The 18,063-nt window shown below is 70.8% G+C and carries 12 protein-coding genes, 1 tRNA gene and 1 pseudogene; 8 read left to right on the top strand and 6 right to left on the bottom strand.

All coding sequences use genetic code 11. From position 1 onward, the window contains the following. Positions 1 to 334: 334 nt before the first annotated feature. Positions 335 to 559 carry a PLDc N-terminal domain-containing protein gene (locus ACFQUZ_RS31935; RefSeq protein WP_377448958.1) on the top strand — a complete coding sequence of 75 codons (225 nt, stop codon included), beginning with the start codon at positions 335 to 337 and terminating at the stop codon, positions 557 to 559. A 29-nt stretch (positions 560 to 588) separates the two neighbouring features. Here the strand turns inward: ACFQUZ_RS31935 and ACFQUZ_RS31940 are convergent, their stop codons facing one another. Next, on the bottom strand, positions 589 to 1,140 hold the full coding sequence (locus ACFQUZ_RS31940; RefSeq protein WP_377448960.1) for a maleylpyruvate isomerase family mycothiol-dependent enzyme: 552 nt from the start codon (positions 1,138 to 1,140) through the stop codon (positions 589 to 591). A gap of 184 nt (positions 1,141 to 1,324) precedes the next feature. Here ACFQUZ_RS31940 and ACFQUZ_RS31945 point away from each other — a divergent pair, with 184 nt between their 5' ends. Continuing rightward, a complete protein-coding gene (locus tag ACFQUZ_RS31945; protein WP_377448962.1) occupies positions 1,325 to 2,311 on the top strand; it encodes a sigma-70 family RNA polymerase sigma factor in 987 nt (328 codons plus the stop codon). 279 nt (positions 2,312 to 2,590) lie between these two features. Here the strand turns inward: ACFQUZ_RS31945 and ACFQUZ_RS31950 are convergent, their stop codons facing one another. The 5 genes and pseudogenes from ACFQUZ_RS31950 to ACFQUZ_RS31970 form a co-directional block, all read right to left on the bottom strand. Then, positions 2,591 to 3,586, bottom strand: coding sequence for a matrixin family metalloprotease (locus ACFQUZ_RS31950; protein ID WP_377448964.1), 996 nt, complete (start codon positions 3,584 to 3,586; stop codon positions 2,591 to 2,593). 643 nt (positions 3,587 to 4,229) lie between these two features. Then, positions 4,230 to 4,301, bottom strand: a tRNA-Arg gene (locus ACFQUZ_RS31955). 65 nt (positions 4,302 to 4,366) lie between these two features. Next, a complete protein-coding gene (locus ACFQUZ_RS31960; protein WP_377448966.1) occupies positions 4,367 to 5,056 on the bottom strand; it encodes a winged helix-turn-helix domain-containing protein in 690 nt (229 codons plus the stop codon). A 548-nt stretch (positions 5,057 to 5,604) separates the two neighbouring features. Next, positions 5,605 to 6,288, bottom strand: coding sequence for a DUF305 domain-containing protein (locus ACFQUZ_RS31965; RefSeq protein ID WP_377448967.1), 684 nt, complete (start codon positions 6,286 to 6,288; stop codon positions 5,605 to 5,607). Between the two features lie 14 nt (positions 6,289 to 6,302). Then, positions 6,303 to 7,061 (bottom strand): annotated as a pseudogene (locus ACFQUZ_RS31970) (DUF3105 domain-containing protein); the annotation flags it as partial. Between the two features lie 517 nt (positions 7,062 to 7,578). Between ACFQUZ_RS31970 and argS the strand changes: the two are divergent. The 6 genes from argS to ACFQUZ_RS32000 form a co-directional block, all read left to right on the top strand. Next, the gene (gene argS / locus ACFQUZ_RS31975) at positions 7,579 to 9,237 is read left to right on the top strand and encodes an arginine--tRNA ligase (RefSeq protein WP_377448969.1); all 1,659 of its coding nucleotides are present in this window, start codon (positions 7,579 to 7,581) and stop codon (positions 9,235 to 9,237) included. Positions 9,238 to 9,285: 48 nt separating this feature from the next. Next, the gene (gene lysA, locus ACFQUZ_RS31980) at positions 9,286 to 10,671 is read left to right on the top strand and encodes a diaminopimelate decarboxylase (RefSeq protein WP_377448971.1); all 1,386 of its coding nucleotides are present in this window, start codon (positions 9,286 to 9,288) and stop codon (positions 10,669 to 10,671) included. Between the two features lie 112 nt (positions 10,672 to 10,783). After that, positions 10,784 to 12,094: a homoserine dehydrogenase gene (locus ACFQUZ_RS31985; protein ID WP_377448973.1), complete on the top strand. Its 1,311-nt coding sequence runs from the start codon at positions 10,784 to 10,786 to the stop codon at positions 12,092 to 12,094. A gap of 65 nt (positions 12,095 to 12,159) precedes the next feature. After that, positions 12,160 to 13,209, top strand: a complete 1,050-nt coding sequence (gene thrC / locus ACFQUZ_RS31990; protein WP_377448975.1) for a threonine synthase — start codon at positions 12,160 to 12,162, stop codon at positions 13,207 to 13,209. A 140-nt stretch (positions 13,210 to 13,349) separates the two neighbouring features. Further along, positions 13,350 to 16,724, top strand: a complete 3,375-nt coding sequence (locus ACFQUZ_RS31995) for an efflux RND transporter permease subunit (RefSeq protein ID WP_377448977.1) — start codon at positions 13,350 to 13,352, stop codon at positions 16,722 to 16,724. Positions 16,725 to 16,828: 104 nt separating this feature from the next. Beyond that, positions 16,829 to 18,063, top strand: a 1,235-nt coding sequence (locus ACFQUZ_RS32000) for an MFS transporter (protein WP_377448979.1), incomplete at its 3' end; no start/stop codon positions are given.

Below are 18,063 nucleotides of genomic sequence, written 5' to 3' on the forward strand. Positions count from 1 at the left end.
CCGGGCTCATCCGCCCGCCGAGCGCGCTGCTACCTGGCCGTACGGGGGATGTAACCAACCGGCGCCCGCCCGCATTCCACCCCCAGCGTGCCCCCGGCCACGCCCACGGCGCGCATCCGGGGTGATACCGGACGTCGGGGACTCGCGGTCGGGACGACCGGCCCGCTCGGAAGACAGATCCATCCGGACCGCCCGCCCAGGCGCCCCCACCCGGCCCAGGGCGATCGCGATCAGCAGGCCGGTGAGCTGTGCCGACCAGCGCATCGGCCGATACCATCGGATTCGGGACGGCGGGGGCACTCTCCCCGAAGCGGGCAGAACCGGAGGGCTGGGCGTGGAGACGACACGGCGGGCGTGGCGGGATCTGCCCCGGTGGCAGCGGACCGGGTTGCTGGTGCTGGGCCCGGTGGAGCTTGTCCTCACCGCGGTCGCCGCCGCGGACCTGGCCCGGCGGCCGCAGCGTTCGGTCCGCGGACCGAAGGGACTCTGGTGGCTGGGAATCTTCGTCCAGCCGGTCGGTCCGGTCGCCTATCTGCGGTGGGGACGCCGCACCGATTGATCCGTCGGAACCGAGCGCGGAAGCCGGGGTCACCCGGGCGGCTGCCGGGAGAACCGGGACGCGGGCGCACCCTCCAGCCGGCCCGGCGGGAGGCGGCGCCCGCAGAGCACGAGCAGCAGATCCTGAGCGAGTCCGCGGACCGGCGTACCGCTGCCGTGACTCCAGTCCAGGTCGGTGGCGCGCAGCTCGACACCGGCGAGATCGACGCCGAAGAAGGCGATGTTGCGCGGGCGCATCCCGATCAGCACCATCGCGATCCGCTCGCCGGGCACCCGGCGATCCAACCCGAGGCCGACCGTGATGTCGAGACCGTGGATGACGTCGTGCGAGAGGGCTCCCAACCGGCCACCAGCAGGCGGAGTCCACGGGTGGGCGATGTTGTCCCGCAGCGCCGCCACCAGTTGCTCAGCCGACAGGACCGCCGCGTCCCGGCGGGCGCACCGGTCGGCCATCCGGTTGACCTTTCCACCGGCCCGTACCAACTCGAAGAGGGTGCGGCCGAGCGAGGTCCGGAAGGGCATGGTGGTGTGGGCGACGACCTCGCGAACCCGCCAGCCGGCGCAGAGGTGGGCGCGTCCCATTGCTCCGGCCGCAGCGTCGCAAGCAGGTCCGCCTGCTCGCGACGCTCCGCCACCACCGCGAACCGAAGATCATCCTTGGTCATCTCGTCTCTCCTTCGTCGCAGCGCTCTGGGATGAGTACGACCGACCGGGCGGTAACTCATCGGTGGCCGGAGGTGTCGGTCCGGGTGCGTATGGTCGAGCCGTGAGGACGCCGACCGGGGAGTACGCGCGGCTCGAACCGTTCCGGACCGAGCTGACCGGCTACTGCTATCGGATGCTCGGATCCGGCTTCGACGCCGAGGACGCGGTGCAGGACGCGCTGCTGCGGGCCTGGCGCTCCTTCGACTCGTACGACGAGCGGCGGGGGTCGCTGCGCACCTGGCTCTATCGCATCGCCACAAACGTGTGCCTCGACATGCTGCGCGGCCGGCACCGCCGAGCGTTGGCCGTCGACCTGGGGCCGGCCGGCCGGGCCGGATCGGACATCGGGGCGCCGGTGACCGAGCACGCCTGGATCCAGCCGGTCCCGGATCGCCTCGTGCTGTCTCCGGACGGTGGCCCTGAGGACCAGGCCGTCCAACGGGAGACGATCCGACTGGCCTTCCTCGCTGTGCTGCAACTCCTGCCGCCTCGGCAGCGGGCGGCGTTGATCCTGCGGGACGTGCTGCGCTGGTCGGCCACCGAGGTCGCTGAGCTGCTCGACTGCACCGTCGCGTCGGTGACCAGCGCGGTGCAGCGGGCCCGGGCGACACTCGCGGCGGCCGCCACGGTCCCCGGCGAACCGCTGCGCCCCGCCGATCCGGCACAGCGGCAGCTACTCGCGCGATACTGCGCCGCGTTCGAGCGCTATGACGTCGCCGCTCTGGTGGCGTTGCTGCACGAGGACGCCACCATGTCGATGCCGCCGTTCCGGTGGTGGCTGCGGGGTCGGGACCAGATCCGGGTGGCGCTGCTCAACCCGGAGTCGTCCTGCGCGGGCGCCCGACTGCGACCGGTCGAAGCGAATGGATCACCGGCGTTCTGGCAGCTACGGCCCGACCCGGACGGTCGCTTCACGCCGTTCGGGCTGGTGCTGCTCGACGTGGCCGGGGGGCTGATCACCGGCATCACCACGTACCTCGACGCGGACCGGTTGGTCCCGTTGTTCGGCACGACCGTCGGGGAGGGGCGTCTCGCGCCGCACCGATGAGTCCGGCCGCGGCCCCGTACGGCAGCGGGAAGGAACCTGCCGCATCACCGGGGTGGAGCCCGGGAGGCGGCCAGGTTGGACAGCCACGGTGGCGTAACGACGCCGTGGGAGAGCGGAGACGAGTACCGGTTCAGCACTCGGCGGGTGACGGCTCCACCCCGCCCGGAACGGGGCGGGGTGGAGCCGTCGCGTCAGAGTTGTGCCGTTCTCGCCGGCGTCAAGGTCCGATTCCTGGTGTGAACCGGGGCCGGGTCGGCCGCACTCCGAAGGTCTGCCCTGTCAGGAATAAAGGTAGTTAATTCCCCGAAGGTCGCCGGATCGCTTGGTTCGCCTATTCTCGCCTTGCGAGAAAGTCGGGGACATCACCTGGGACGAGGCGCCTTCGAAGTGGTTGAGGCCGAAAATGTGCCCCGCCTCGTGGGTGGCGACGGAAATGAGATCGATGCGGTCAGTGGGAATAGTCCCGCCGAGTCCGGTGAACCAGTCAGAACGGCGATTATTGAATGCAATGTCGCCCTCCAGTCGGTAGCCGGCATGGTCGGTCCACGTGTAGGCGCGCGCCAAGATGTTCAAATCAAATCCGGCCCAGCCGGCGACATTTCCGTTGTCTCGTGTCCCCCATGTGTAGCGGGTGGTCGTCCCTCGGTACGAGGCGGAGGCGTACGTCGGAGCCGAGCCACAGCTGGACGAATCGTCAGTAATAAACTTGAAGCCGTACTGAATGGCGCTAAGCGCATCTGCGGCTGGCTGCCCATGAGGGTTGTAGGTCCACGGATACTGACTCGGATAGCGCCAAACCCCGTTGCCCGCTTGCCAGTGCCACGTCTCGCCACACCATGCAGGCGCAGCCGCTGCTGCCGCGAGGGGCCGGGCACCCGTCGTCCCGGTCGCTTCGGGACGCTTGGCGCGGATACGGTCCAGCGCGGCCGCCGCCGGAGCGGATCCGACGGCCGGTTCGTCATCGATTCGCAGCGCGAGCTTGTCGTCGGACGTCCGGTAGACGGTCGCGAGACTGGGGGCCGTCGATTGTTGCGTCCGGAGGACGGCGGCCGTGGCGGCCACGCCCGGCTCAGGGACCACAACATCGAGGCCCGGGGCGACGCTGACGACTGTCGCCGCAGCCAACTTACACGAACTACCGACAGAAGTGATCTCACTCGGCGACAAGGTGGAGCCACATGTGGGTTGCGCCGCATTCGACGGGCTCGCCGGGGTCAAAGCGATCAAGGCGATTGTGGTGACGGCCGCCCAGCGGCGGGTATCTTTTCGGGTCATGGAATGCTCGGCACCTTTGCCCTAGGATTTGGGAACAACGTGTATTGCTCGTAGTTCGTTTCCGTGCTCGGTCCCGTGAATCCTCACAGTGAGGAGCGCAATATGAGGTAACGACCGCCGTCGCCGGAGCCACCTCTGCCCGCAATCTTGGGGTCCATTGTGCGATGACAGGAGGACTCGTTCGAATGCGGAACCCTGGCGGCGGCCAAACGCACTGCGCGGCCCGCGCCGCACTTCGATGGTGGCTGGTTACGTTCTTGTGGTTGCCATGGGGGACCTGCGTTCCTGAGCCGCCCTCCCGTCTGTATTCCTCGGCTGCCATGTCGGTTCCTTGCCCGATGGCGAACATAGCGGGACCGGGCTTCGTCTCGCCTTCACGGAAGCTTCGCCAGTAGATACCGACCTCTCGATGCCCTGACACAGGAGCAGGTCGACCTGGTTGGCCTGTCGAAGGGCCAGCAACGCCGGATCAATAACGCATTTCACCTTGAGATACGCTGCACCGACATCGCCGTCCGGAACCGGCGGTGCCGCACCCCTGCTGGTGTCATGATCGAGACGGTCCCAGGCAGGAAGGCACGACACAAACCGGGTCTGAGGCAAGTGCCTCGGACCCGGTGAAGGTGTCGCGGGATGCGTTGTGTGCCCCCGGCAGGATTCGAACCTGCGCTCCCGCCTCCGGAGGGCGGTGCTCTATCCCCTGAGCTACGGGGGCTCAGCGACCCGAGAAGAGTAGCAGCCCTCCAGCCCTCGCATCGAACCGGTATGGCGCGCGTCGCGTCAGCCGGTCCGGCCGCAGCTCGGCAGGGCGTGTAGGACGATCCGGGCGGGGATCCGCCGTGGCCACTCAAGGCGGGTCCACGATCCGTCGATCACGGCGTGCACGGTATGACCGTCTCGGCCGCTGAGCCGGAGCAGGAACTCGCGGGGGAGGGATGGATCGACGGAGGCCGGTGTGATGACGAATCTGGTCTGCCCACGGGTGGAGGCGGCGGACAGGACGTCGGCGTACGGCGAAGCACCCTGCAGCCGGGTGCGCCCAATCCAGTACAGCTCGGCCTGGTGGCTACGGGCCTGGCGAACCACGTCCGGGTAGTCCCGATCCAACCACCTGCTCACGGCGTCGACGCAGAGGGTGCATGCCCGATCCGTCGGTTCTCGTGGGCCAAGGCCCCATGCCAGCAGGTAGCCGGCGATGTCGGTCGGGTCGAGGTTGACGTCGAAGCGCTGCCGCGCGAAGTCGGTGATGCTCTGCCGGCTCCACAGTTGGTCGCCGAGTCCGAGGTCGTCGGGATACCGGCCACGGATGGCGTCGATCAGTTCGAGTTCCTGCCTACGGCTGAGCACCGCCGGCCCGGGGGCCGGGTCGCCTTTCCGGGCGGTCGCGATCGCCCCTTCGCCGCCGAGCGTGTGTCGCCGGCACCAGCTTGCCACCGACCGCCGCGTGTCCCGTACCGCCACAACCGTCACGTCTAGGACAACGAACACACATACGTACTGGTGGCGTATCTCGTGCCAAAAGGTGCAACAAGAGGCGGAAGGTGCGTTAGCGATCAGAGTGTCACGCTGGTCGTCCTGGGGATGACGTGGTCGGAGGATCACGCGGCGCCGGAGGTGGGCTGCCGCGACGGCTTCACTGACCGGCCCGCCGGGCGACCCTGTCCGGTGGTCCGCCGGGAGGGGTCTGCTCAGGTTCGCAGATCTTGGACAGTTCCTGTCCAGATCAGACGAATTCTGTCCAAGATCTGGGGTCAGCCGCCGCGCTCAACCGCGCTTCCCGCTCGGCCGGAATCCGGCCGCGCTCGGTCGCGCTCGGTCGCGTCCGGCGGGCGTCCGCGGCTTCCGCAGGCCCCGTGCGGCGCTCGGCAGCCCGGCCCGGCGGGACGAGCCGCAATCTCGGGCGGGTACGGCGCGACGACGCGGCGGGAGAGTGGGAGCGGCGCCGCTCAGGTGGGGGCCGTGCAGCAATCCGGCGGGCAGCAGGATGCGGGGGAGGACCGGTGTCCCGCCTGACGGGGTCAGCCGGCGCGGGCTTCGGCGCGCAGTTGGTTGAGGTTGTTCAGCTCGGCCTGCTGGGTCGCCTTCATATTCTCGGCCAGCTCGACCACCTGCCGATCGTCGCTGGCCTCGATGATGCCGTCGGCCATGTGGATGCCGCCCAGGTGGTGGGCGATCATCAGGTCGCAGAAGAGCGCGTCGAGTTCCGTCCCGCTGGCCGCCCGCAACTCGGCCATCTGCTCGGGCGTCGCCATCCCCGGCATCAGTCCGTTCTTGACGGCGGCCGCGCCGTCCGGCATCCACGCCATCGGCGGCTCCGAACCGGTCGGCTCCAGGCCCCAGTTGTCCAGCCAGGTCTGCATCGTGCCGATCTGCCCCTGCTGGATGGTGGCGATGTCGTACCCGATCTGCCGGATTCCCTGGCTGCTGCCGCGCTGGAACGCGATCAGGCCCATCTCGACGGCCTGGGCGTGGTGGCTGCTCATGTCCCGGGCGAAGCCCGCCTCGGGGGACGTGTTCCCTGGTCGCGTCAGCGTCGGCGTGAGCCAGCCACCCGCGTACCCGAGCAGGAGACCGGCCACGACGGCGAGCGTCAGGGCGAGCAGACCGAACCGCGGACCCGTCGCCGGTCCGGCGGGCTGCCCGCCGGCCGGCTCGTTCAGGTCGTCCGGACCTGTCACGTCGTCGGTTGCTGTGGTCGTCATGGCCGGTCCCTTACTCACTGCTGTTGCGGCATGTCGCCCGGAACGTTGTCGCGCGGGGTGGTGCCGGTGGCGGTGATGCCGCCGCTACACAACGCCGTTGGGCCCTCGATCGAGGCGTTCACCCGGAGCGTCTTGATGAACTCGTCGATCCGCCCGTCGTCGGCGTTATCGACCTTGAGCTGGTAGCCCCACGCCTGGAGCGAGATCGGCTTGTCCAGCCCCTCGTACGGGCTGATCATCATCTTTTCCTGGCCGCGCACCTTGCCGGCAAGCTGCTCGACCTGATCGGCCGGGAGGTTCGGCTGGTACGTGATCCAGATGGCGCCGTGTTCCAGGCTGTGCACGGCGTGCTCGTTGGCGATCGGCGCGTCGTAGACGTCGCCCATGCAGTTCTGCCAGGCCTGGTTGTGCCCGCCGCCGGCCGGCGGGATGTGCTTCGTGTATTCGATCTTGCCTGGCTGGTGCCGCTCGTACTCCAGGCTCTTCGGGTCGCTCTCCCGGAAGTTCGCGATGCCGGCGATGCCGGCTGCCCTGTCCTCCCACGACTTGCCACCCTGGTAGACGGCCCAGGCGCCGTACCCGACGATGGCGACGGCCAGCAGGCCCACGGCGGCAGCCAGGGCGATAGGTCCCCACGGCCGATCCTTGTGGACCTTGACCGGCGCGACCGGCTTGCGGCCCTTTCCGCCCCCGCCCGGTCGTGCCCCGGCCGGCCGGGACCCAGCGGGTCGCCCGCCGGCATTGCCCGACTTGGCCGCCGCGCCGGCCGTCTTGCCTGCCGCGCCGCCCGACTTGGCCGCCGCGCCGCCGGCCTTGCCAGCGCCGGACTTCGCCGCGCCAGCGCTGGACTTCGCCGCGCCAGCGCTGGACTTCGCCGCGCCAGCGCTGGACTTCGCCGCGCCAGCGGCCTTACCGGCGCTGGACTTGCCCGAATTGGCGGTCTTGCCAGAATTGGTCTTCGCCGCGGCGCCGTTCCGGCCCGATCCGGCCCGAGCCGCCGAACCTGGCTTCGCCGCCGAGCCGGATGTGCTGGCTCCGGTCGCCGTACCGGACTCCGTGGCCGCGTCGGGCTTCGTCGCTTCGGTCTCGGCGGCGTCCGCGTCTCCGTCCGCGGGTTTGCCCCCGGCTACGGCCTTCTTGGCCATTTCGGACAGGGAGGGACGGCGCTGATCGCCACCCGGGGTGCTGATGCTCATGGTGCCTCGTCAGGTCGGGGATCTGGGGAGAGGCGGTCGCGAAAGCGCAGGGTCGCCGCCGGGTGACCGAGTCTACCCCGGCTAGCATGTTTCGGTGACTCCCGCAGAGCTCGCCCAGGTCGTCCTCGACGCCGCCCGCGCGGTGTTCACTAAGCGTGACCTAGATCACGCCAGTCTGCCATCGAGCGCCACGGTCGAGCGACCCCGCAACCCGGAGCACGGTGACTACGCCTCCACCCTCGCGCTGCAGCTCGCGAAGCGGGTCGGTGTCCCGCCCCGGGAGTTGGCCGGTGCGCTCGCCGAGCAGCTCACCAGCACCCCGGGGATCAAATCCGTGGAGATCGCCGGCCCTGGCTTCCTGAACATCCGGCTGGACGCGGCGGCCGCGGGCCAACTCGCCCGGTCGATCGTCGAGGCGGGCGCGGCGTACGGGCGCGGTGACCGACTGAACGGTCAGCGAATCAACCTGGAGTTCGTCTCGGCCAATCCCACCGGTCCGATTCACCTGGGACACACCCGGTGGGCGGCGGTGGGCGACTCGCTGCGGCGCATTCTGGCCGCCGCCGGTGCCGAGGTGACAAGCGAGTACTACGTCAACGACGCCGGCGCGCAGATCGACCGGTTCGGCCAGTCGCTGTACGCCGCGGCCCGGGGCGAGCCGACGCCGGAGGGCGGGTACGCGGGCGAGTACATCTCCGAGATCGCGCAGCGCCTGTCGGCCGCGCATCCGGGCATCCTCGATTTCCCGCCGGCCGAGGCGGAGGCGATCTTCCGCGAGGAAGGCCACCGGCTGATGCTCGACGAGATGCGGGTCAGCCTCGAACGGTTCGGCGTCCGTTTCGACGTCTGGTTCTCGGAGCGGACGCTGCACGACGGTGGCGCCGTCGAGCACGCCCTCGCCGAGCTGCGCGAGCAGGGCCACGTGTACGACGCCGACGGGGCGATCTGGCTGCGGACCACCGACTTCACCGACGACAAGGACCGGGTGCTGATCCGCTCCGACGGCGAGAAGACCTACTTCGCCGCGGACGCCGCGTACTACCTCAACAAGCGGGAGCGCGGTTTCGACAAGTGCGTCTACATGCTGGGCGCCGACCACCACGGCTATGTCAACCGGCTCCGGGCGATCGCCGCCTGTGCCGGGGACGATCCGGAGTTCAACATCGAGGTGCTCATTGGGCAGTTCGTCAACCTGGTACGCGGCGGCGTGCCGGTACGGCTGTCGAAGCGCGCCGGCAACATCATCACGCTCGACGAACTCATCGAGGCCGTTGGCGTGGACTCCGCGCGCTACTCCCTGGCCCGCTCGTCCACCGACTCGCCGCTGACCCTCGACATCGAGGAGATCACCAGGCGGTCCAACGAGAATCCGGTCTTCTACGTGCAGTACGCGCACGCGCGGATCGCCTCGCTGCTGCGCAACGCGGGCGAACTCCAGGTCGACCGGGGCGTCGACTTCGACCCCGGCCTGCTCAGCCACGAGAAGGAGAACGCCCTGCTGAAGAAGCTGGGCGAGTTCCCCGCGGTGGTCGCCACCGCGGCCGAGCTGCGCGGACCGCACCGGGTCGCCCGGTACCTGGAGGAGTTGGCCGGGGACTACCACCGGTTCTACGACGCCTGCCGGGTGCTGCCGCAGGGCGACGAGCCGGCGACCGACCTCACCCGTGCCCGGCTCTGGCTGGTCGAGGCGACCCGGGTGGTCCTCGCCAACGGGCTCGGACTGCTGGGCGTGACCGCCCCGGAACGGATGTAGGGGGACAGACGCCATGCGAGCCCAGTGGTCGGGAAGGAGTGACGGGTAATGCGGGCACACGAGGCGGGGGCGCTGCACGGCGAACTCGGCACCCGTGGTCCGGCCTGGCTGCGTACCCCGGAGGACGTGAACGCGCTGGTGCCGCACCTGTGGGCGCGGACGGTGGCCCGCCGCCCGGACGGCGCCCTCACCGTCGGCGGCTGCGACGTTCGTGACCTGGCCCGGGACTACGGCACCCCGGTGTACGTGCTGGACGAGTCCGACCTGCGGGCCCGCTGCCAGGAGTTCCGGGCCGCCTTCCCGGACGAGGACGTCTACTACGCCGGCAAGGCGTTCCTGTGCCGGGCCGTAGTGCGGATCATCGCCGAGGAGGGTTTGTTCCTCGACGTGTGCACCGGCGGCGAGCTGGCGGTGGCGCTGGCCGCGGGGATGCCGGCCGAGCGGATCGGCTTCCACGGCAACAACAAGTCGATGGGCGAGCTGACCCGGGCCGTCGAGGCGGGCGTCGGCCGGATCATCGTCGACTCGGACACCGAGATCGACCGGTTGTCCGCGCTGGCCCGGGAACGTGGGGTCCGTCCCCGGGTGCTGCTGCGCGTCACCGTCGGGGTGGAGGCGCACACCCACGAGTTCATCGCCACCGCGCACGAGGACCAGAAGTTCGGCTTCTCACTGGCCAGCGGTGCGGCCATCGGGGCGGCGCTGCGGATCCTCGACGAGGACGCGCTGGAGCTGCGCGGGCTGCACTCGCACATCGGTTCGCAGATCTTCGACGCCAGCGGGTTCGAGGTGTCCGCCCGCCGGGTGCTCGCCCTGCAGGCCCAGATCCGCGACGCGCGCGGGGTGGAGCTGCCGGAGCTGGACCTGGGCGGTGGGTTCGGTATCGCGTACACCACGCAGGACGACCCGGCGACTCCGGCGGACCTGGCGAAGCGGCTGCGGAAGATCGTGGACGGGGAGTGCGCGGCCGAGCGGCTCGCCGTGCCCCGGCTGTCCGTCGAGCCCGGGCGGGCCGTCGTGGGCCCGGCGGTGTTCACCTTGTACGAGGTGGGCACGGTCAAGGATGTCGACGGGATCCGCGGCTACGTGAGCGTGGACGGCGGGATGAGCGACAACATCCGGACCGCGCTCTACGACGCCTCGTACTCGGCGACGCTGGCCTCCCGTGCGTCGAGCGCTCGCCCGATGCTTGCCCGGGTGGTGGGAAAGCATTGTGAGTCCGGGGACATCGTGGTGAAGGATGAGTTCCTGCCCGACGACGTGCAGCCCGGAGATCTTCTCGCCGTTCCCGGCACCGGCGCCTACTGCCGCAGCATGGCCAGCAACTACAACCATGTGCCCCGACCGCCCGTGGTGGCGGTGCGGGACGGTGTGGCGCGAGTGATCGTTCGGCGGGAGACCGAAGACGATCTACTGGCATTGGACGTCGGATGAGCGAGCGTAGCGGACTCAGCGCGAAGCACGGGCTTGGGCGTGGTGGGTGGGGAATCGTCAGGCACAGTGCGTTGGTGCCTCATGGCGGCGCTGAGCGCAGCGAGGCGCCGGCATGAGCGAGCGTAGACCGGTACGGGTGGCGCTGCTGGGCTGCGGCACGGTCGGCACCGAGGTGCTCCGGCTGATGCACGAGCAGGCCGACGACCTCGCCGCCCGGGTCGGCGCGCCGCTGGAGATCGCCGGTATCGCGGTCCGCCGGCTGGGTCGGGACCGCGGCGCCCTGCCGGTCGACCCGGCGCTGTTCACCACCGACGCGCTGGGCCTGGCCAAGCGGGACGACGTGGACGTGGTGGTGGAGGTGGTCGGCGGCATCGAACCGGCCCGGAGCTGGCTGGTCACCGCGCTGCGCGCCGGCCGCAGCGTGGTCACCGCCAACAAGGCGCTGCTCGCGGAGGACGGCGGGACGCTGCACGACGCCGCCGCCGAGGGCGGCGCCGACCTGTACTACGAGGCGGCGGTCGCGGGTGCGATCCCGTTGCTGCGTCCGCTGCGCGAGTCGCTGCACGGCGACAGCGTGACCCGGGTGACCGGCATCGTCAACGGCACCACGAACTACATCCTGTCGGCCATGGACGCCACCGGCGCCGGCTTCACGGAGGCGCTGGAGGAGGCGACCGAACTCGGCTACGCCGAGGCCGATCCGACCGCCGACGTGGAGGGCTTCGACGCCGCCGCGAAGGCCGCCATCCTGGCGTCGCTGGCCTTCCACACCCGGGTCGGGGCGGCCGATGTGCACCGCGAGGGGATCACCGAGGTCACCGCGGCCGACATGGCCAGCGCGAAGGCGATGGGCTGCACGATCAAGCTGCTCTGCATCGCCTCCCGGGGTCCGGACGGGACCGGCCGGGACTCGGTGAGCGTGCGGGTGCACCCGGCGATGATCCCGCGCAGCCATCCGCTTGCGGGGGTGGGCGACGCGTTCAACGCCGTATTCGTCGAGGCCACCGCCGCCGGGCAGTTGATGTTCTACGGCCGCGGGGCCGGCGGCGCGCCGACCGCCAGCGCCGTCCTCGGCGACCTGGTCGCGGTGGCCCGCAACCGGCTCGCCGGGGTCCGCGCGGCGAGCGAGTCGGCGTACGCGGCGCTGCCCATCCGGCCGATGGGCGAGGCGGTGACCCGCTACCACATCAGCCTGGACGTGGCCGACCGCGCCGGTGTGCTGGCCGCGGTCGCCGGCGTCTTCGCGAGCCACGGCGTCTCGATCGCCACCGTCCGCCAGGCTGGCCGGGGCGCGGGCGCCGAACTGGTGATCGTCACCCACCAGGCGCCCGACGCGGCGCTCGCCGCCACCGTGGCGGGGCTCCGCCACCTGGAGTTTGTCCGGGCCATCGTCAGCGTCCTGCGGGTCGAGGGCGACAGCTGACGTCGACGGGTACGAGCGATATCCAACCGGTACGAGTGGCTGCCGGTGGTTACGAGGAGTGCGAGATGTGGCGTGGACTGATCGAGGCGTACCGGGACCGGTTGCCGGTCACCGAGGCCACGCCGGTGGTGACCCTGTACGAGGGGAACACGCCCCTGCTTCCGGTGCCGGTGCTCTCCAACCGCACGGGGTGTGACGTCTATCTCAAGGTGGAGGGAGCCAACCCGACCGGTTCCTTCAAGGACCGGGGGATGACCGTCGCGGTGTCCAAGGCGGTGGAGGACGGCAACAAGGCCATCATCTGTGCGTCCACCGGTAACACCAGCGCCTCGGCAGCCGCGTACGCGGCCCGGGCCGGGATCACCTGTGCGGTCCTCGTCCCGCAGGGCAAGATCGCGCTGGGCAAGCTGGCCCAGGCGCTCGTGCACGGAGCCCGGTTGTTGCAGGTAAGCGGCAACTTCGACGACTGCCTGGCGCTGGCCGCGAAGCTTTCCCAGGACTACCCGGTGGCGCTTGTCAACTCGGTGAACCCGGACCGGCTGGAGGGCCAGAAGACGGCCGCGTTCGAGGTTGTCGAGGCGCTCGGCGACGCGCCGGACTTCCACTGCCTGCCGGTCGGCAACGCCGGCAACATCTCCGCGTACTGGCTGGGTTACACCGAGGACGCCGAGGCCGGCCGCACCACCCGGACGCCGAAGATGTACGGCTTCCAGGCCGCCGGTGCGGCACCGCTGGTGACGGGCTCGGTGGTGCCCGAGCCGTCGACAATCGCCACGGCCATCCGGATCGGCAACCCGGCGAGTTGGACGAGGGCGCTGGACGCGCGGGACGCCTCGGGTGGCCTGATCGCCGCGGTCACCGACCGGGAGATTCTCAGCGCGTACCGGCTGCTGGCCCGGGAGGCCGGAGTCTTCGTCGAACTGGGCAGCGCGGCCAGCGTGGCCGGGCTGTTGCAGCAGGCGGCGGCCGGAGCGGTGCCGGCCGGGTCGACAGTGGTCTGTACGGTGACGGGGCACGGCCTCAAGGACCCGGAGTGGGCGATCTCGACGGCGCCCGCCCCGATCACCATCACCAACGACGCGCTCGCCGCGGCCCGCGCCCTGGACCTCGTCTGAGCGACGGCTCGGCGAGGGCCCGGTCGTCCGCTGAGCCCTCGCTGAGAGTGATGTGGGACGTACCCGGTGACGAGGTCATGATCGGCATCAGGCACAATTCCGTTACCGAGCGCGTTCTTGACACCGGGGGTTGGACCGCCATGTCCTTTCTCGCCAGAGCCAGCCTCGCCAACCGCGGGTTGGTCGCCCTGATCGCGGTGGTGATCACCGGATTCGGGTTGTTCACCGTTCCCTCGCTCAAGCAGCAACTGCTTCCGTCGCTGGAGTTCCCCGGCGCGTTCGTCGTCGCGCCGTATCCGGGCGCCGCGCCGGAGATCGTCGAGTCGCAGGTCACCGAGCCGATCGAGAACGCGTTCCAGAACATCGCCGGGATCGAGAAGATCACCTCCACGACGTTGGAGGGGTCCGCCACGCTTCAGGTCGAGTACGAGTTCGGCACCGATCTGGACGAGGCCGTCAACCAGATGGAGACCGCGCTCAACCGGATCGACGCGCAGTTGCCGGAGGGTGTCGACCCGCAGGTGCTGGCCGGCAACACCGATCAGATCCCGGCCGTGGTGCTGGCCGCCTCCGGCGGTGCCGGCGAGCGGGAGCTGGCGGAGAAGCTGCGCACCGAGGTCGTACCGGAGCTGGAAGGACTGGACGGGGTCGGCACCGTCACCCTCGCCGGTGCCCGGGACGAGACCGTGGTCATCACGCCGGATCCGGCCAAGTTCGCCGCCGCGAAGGTGTCGCCGACGGCGATCGGCGCCGCGTTGCAGTCGGCCGGTGTGGCGGTGCCGGCCGGTGCCGTCACCGAGGCAGGTCGGGCCCTGCCGGTGCAGGTCGGCGGCCCGATCCGGTCACTGGACGACCTGCGCGGGCTCTACCTGTCCGGGGCCGGCGGCGCTCCGGTCCGGCTCGGCGACGTGGCGAGCGTCGAGCAGGCGCTCGCGCCGCCGACCTCGATCACCCGTACCGACGGCAAGGACAGCCTGGCCCTGCTGGTCACGACCGCGCCGGACGGCAACGCCGTCGCCATCTCGCACGACATCCGGGACCGGCTGGACGACCTGCGCGGCGCCTCCGGTGCCGAGCTGACAATCGTGTTCGACCAGGCACCGTACGTCGAGAAGTCGATCGAGAGCCTGACCACCGAGGGCCTGCTCGGCCTCGTGATGGCGGTCCTGGTGATCCTGGTCTTCCTGCTGTCGGTGCGGTCCACCCTGGTCACCGCGGTGTCCATCCCGCTGTCGGTGCTGGTGGCGCTGATCGCGCTGTGGGTCGCCGACTACTCGCTGAACCTGCTCACCCTCGGCGCGCTGACCATCGCCGTCGGCCGGGTGGTGGACGACTCGATCGTGGTGCTGGAGAACATCAAACGGCACATCGGGTACGGCGAGAACAAGCGCCGAGCCATTGTGGACGGTGTCCGGGAGGTCGCCGGAGCGGTGACCGCGTCCACCCTCACCACGGTCGCGGTGTTCGCGCCGATCGCTCTGGTCGGTGGCTTCGTGGGGCAGCTCTTCGCGCCGTTCGCGATCACCGTCACGGTGGCGCTGCTCGCCTCGCTGCTGGTGTCGTTGACCATCATCCCGGTGCTGGCGTACTGGTTCCTGCGGCCGCCGGTCGGGGAGAGCGAGGAGGCGGTGCGCCGGGCCGCCGAGGAGAAGGAACTGCGCAGCCCGCTGCAGCGGTCGTACCTGCCGGTGATCCGGTTCGCCACCGTACGGCGATGGCACCGGTGGCTGACGGTGGGCCTCGGCCTGCTGGTGCTGCTCGGCACCTTCGCGCTTTCCAGCCGGCTGGAGACCAACTTCCTGGACGACTCGGGCCAGGACACCCTGGCCTTCACCCAGGAGATGCCGGCCGGGTCCGGGCTGGCGGCCACCAACGAGGCGGCCAGGCGGGTCGAGACGGTGCTCGCCCGCACCGACGGCATCCGCACCTACCAGGTCTCGGCGGGCAACTCCGACACGCCCTGGGCGGGCACCGGCGGGGTGAACACCGCCAGCTACAACGTCGCCCTCGACGAGGATGTCGACGCGGGCGACGTCCGGGAGGTGTTGCGCGGGGAGTTCGACAAGCTCGGCGAGGACGCCGGCACGATCAACTTCGGCGCCGGGCAGAGCGCCGCTGGCGGCGGGCAGCTCGAGGTGATCGTGCAGTCCGCCGACCCGGAGGTGTTGGCCGACGCGACCGAGCGGGTCCGGCAGGCGATGGCCGACACGCCTCAGGTGGCCGACGTGACCACGAACCTCGCGGAGAGCACGCCCCGGCTGAGTGTCACCGTCGACCGGGCGGCCGCCGCCCGGGTCGGGCTCTCCGACGCCGCGATCGGGCAGCTCGTCGCCCAGGCGTTCCGGGGCAGCCCGTTGGGCCAGGTCGCCCTGGACGGCACGCAGCAGGCGGTGGTGCTCCGCTCGGGAGGCGCGCCGGAGAACCTGGAGGCGCTGCGGAAGCTGCCGATCGGCCCGGTCACGCTTGACGACGTCGCCGACGTCGAAGAGACCCGGGGACCGGCCGAGGTGACCCGGATCGACGGCAACCGCAGCGCCACCGTGAGCGGTAGCGCCACCGGCAGTGACCTCGGCAAGACCACCCAGGACCTCCAGCAGCGGCTGGACGCCATCGACGTGCCGGGTGCCACCATCACGGTCGGCGGTGTCAGCGCCGACCAGGCGGAGGCGTTCGCCGACCTGGGGCTGGCGATCCTCGCCGCCATCGCGATCGTCTTCGTGATCATGGTTGCGACGTTCCGAAGCCTGATCCAGCCGCTGATCCTGCTGGTCTCCATTCCGTTCGCGGCCACGGGTGCGCTCGGACTGCTGCTGGTCACCGGCACCCCGTTCGGTGTGCCGGCGCTTATCGGCGTGCTGATGCTTGTCGGCATCGTGGTGACAAACGCGATCGTGCTGCTGGACCTGGTCAACCAGTACCGCGCCCGGGGCATGGGGGTGCAGGAGGCGGTCGTCGAGGGTGGCCGGCGCCGGCTGCGGCCGATCCTGATGACCGCCATCGCCACCATCTTCGCGCTGCTGCCGATGGCGTTCGGGCTGACCGGGGAGGGCGGCTTCATCTCGCAGCCGCTGGCGATCGTGGTGATCGGTGGCTTGATCTCCTCGACCCTGCTGACCCTGGTGCTGGTGCCGACGTTCTACACCATGGTGGAGAACACCAAGGAGAGCTTCCGGCGTCGGCGCGCCGACCGGTTGGCCCGCTCCGGCAAACTCGTCCCGGCCACCGCCGGCGCGGCGGGCGGCTCGCATCGGTTGCCGGACCCGGCGCCGGATGGCGTGGACCGGCCGGCGGGTGCCGTCGCGACCGGTGCCAAGGCGGGGGATGCCGGCCCGGCCGGCGCCGATGCGGCCGGTGCGGGCCGGCACGCGGCACCGGAGAACGAGGCGGCCGGTGAGCGGTCGGGCGGGAACGGCGACGGGCCCCGGCCGACGTCGGGCGCCCTGGTGGACGACACCAACCAGTTCGAGGTGTTGAGGCTGCCGAAGAGCCGGAAGTCGCCGCTGCCGCCGGAATAGTCCCTTCGCACGCGGCTTGCCCAACGGGCCGCCGGTCGCCTCGGTGACCGGCGGCCCGTGCCGCTGCGGGTCCGCGCGGGACCGGGCGAGTAATCTTCCGGTACGTGTCGACTCCGCTGTCGGTCGTTACCCGGAACCGCGATTTCCGCCGTCTCTTCCTCGCCCAACTGGTGGTCTTCGGATCCGACTGGTTCGTGATGGTGCCGCTGCTGGTGCTGCTTCCCGAGCTCACCGGCAGCGGGATGCTCGGCGGGCTGGTGCTGGCCGTGGACACCGGAATCGTGGCGCTGCTGCTGCCGTACGCCGGCACGTTGGCCGACCGGTTCGACCGCAAAAAGATCATGATGGTGGCCAACCTGGCGGCTCTGGTCGGCGTCCTGCTGCTGATGTTCGTCCGGTCCGGCGGCACCGCCTGGCTCGCCCTGGCCGGCGTGGGCATCGTGGCCGTGGCCAAAGCCTTCTATTCGCCGGCCGCCCAGGCCGCCCTGCCGAACGTGCTCGACGCGGACGAACTGGCCGCGGGGAACGCGGTGGCCGGGTCGGCCTGGGGCACGATGACGGTCGTCGGGTCCTCGCTCGGTGGCGTGCTGAGCGCGGCCTTCGGCCCGTACGTCTGCTTCGGTGTGGCCGCGGTCGGTCTGTGCGGCGCGGCGGCGCTGGCCCGGTTGATCCGCCGGCCGCTCCAGCAACCCCGGGAGGCCGGCGTCCCGGTCCAGCCGGCCTGGGCGGCGATCGGCGAGGCGCTGCGCTACATCGCGCACCGGCCCCGGGTGCTGGCCCTGGTCACGGTCAAGTCGGCGGTCGGCCTGGGCAACGGCGTGCTCACCGTCTTTCCGCTGCTCGCCGGGGTGTACGGGGTGGGTGCCCTCGGTGCCGGCCTGCTCTTCGCGATGCGCGGCGCCGGGGCGCTGGTCGGACCGCTCGTGACCCGTCGGGTGCTCGGCCGGCGGGACTGGCTGCTGCCCGGCCTGGCGCTGTCGATGTCGCTGTACGGGCTCGGCTACCTCGGTGTCGCGGCGACCACCTGGTTCCCGCTGGTGCTGGTCCTGGTCTTCGTGGCGCACTTCGCCGGCGGCAGCAACTGGGTGCTGTCCAACTTCGCGCTGCAGGGCGAGGTGCCGGACCGGCTGCGCGGTCGGGTGTTCGCCACCGACATGATGCTGGCGATGGTGGCCATCTCGATCAGCCTGCTGGTGGTGGCGGCCGTCGTCGACCGGGTGGACGAGCGGGCCGTGGTGGCCGGCTGCGCCCTGGTCACCGTGGTGTACGCGATCGGCTGGCGGTTGGCCACCCGCCGCCTCCGCCTGACCGACCCGTCCCCGCCCCCCGCCCCCGCCCC

This window comes from Plantactinospora sp. GCM10030261 (assembly GCF_042666615.1).
GTDB lineage: Bacteria > Actinomycetota > Actinomycetes > Mycobacteriales > Micromonosporaceae > KBS50.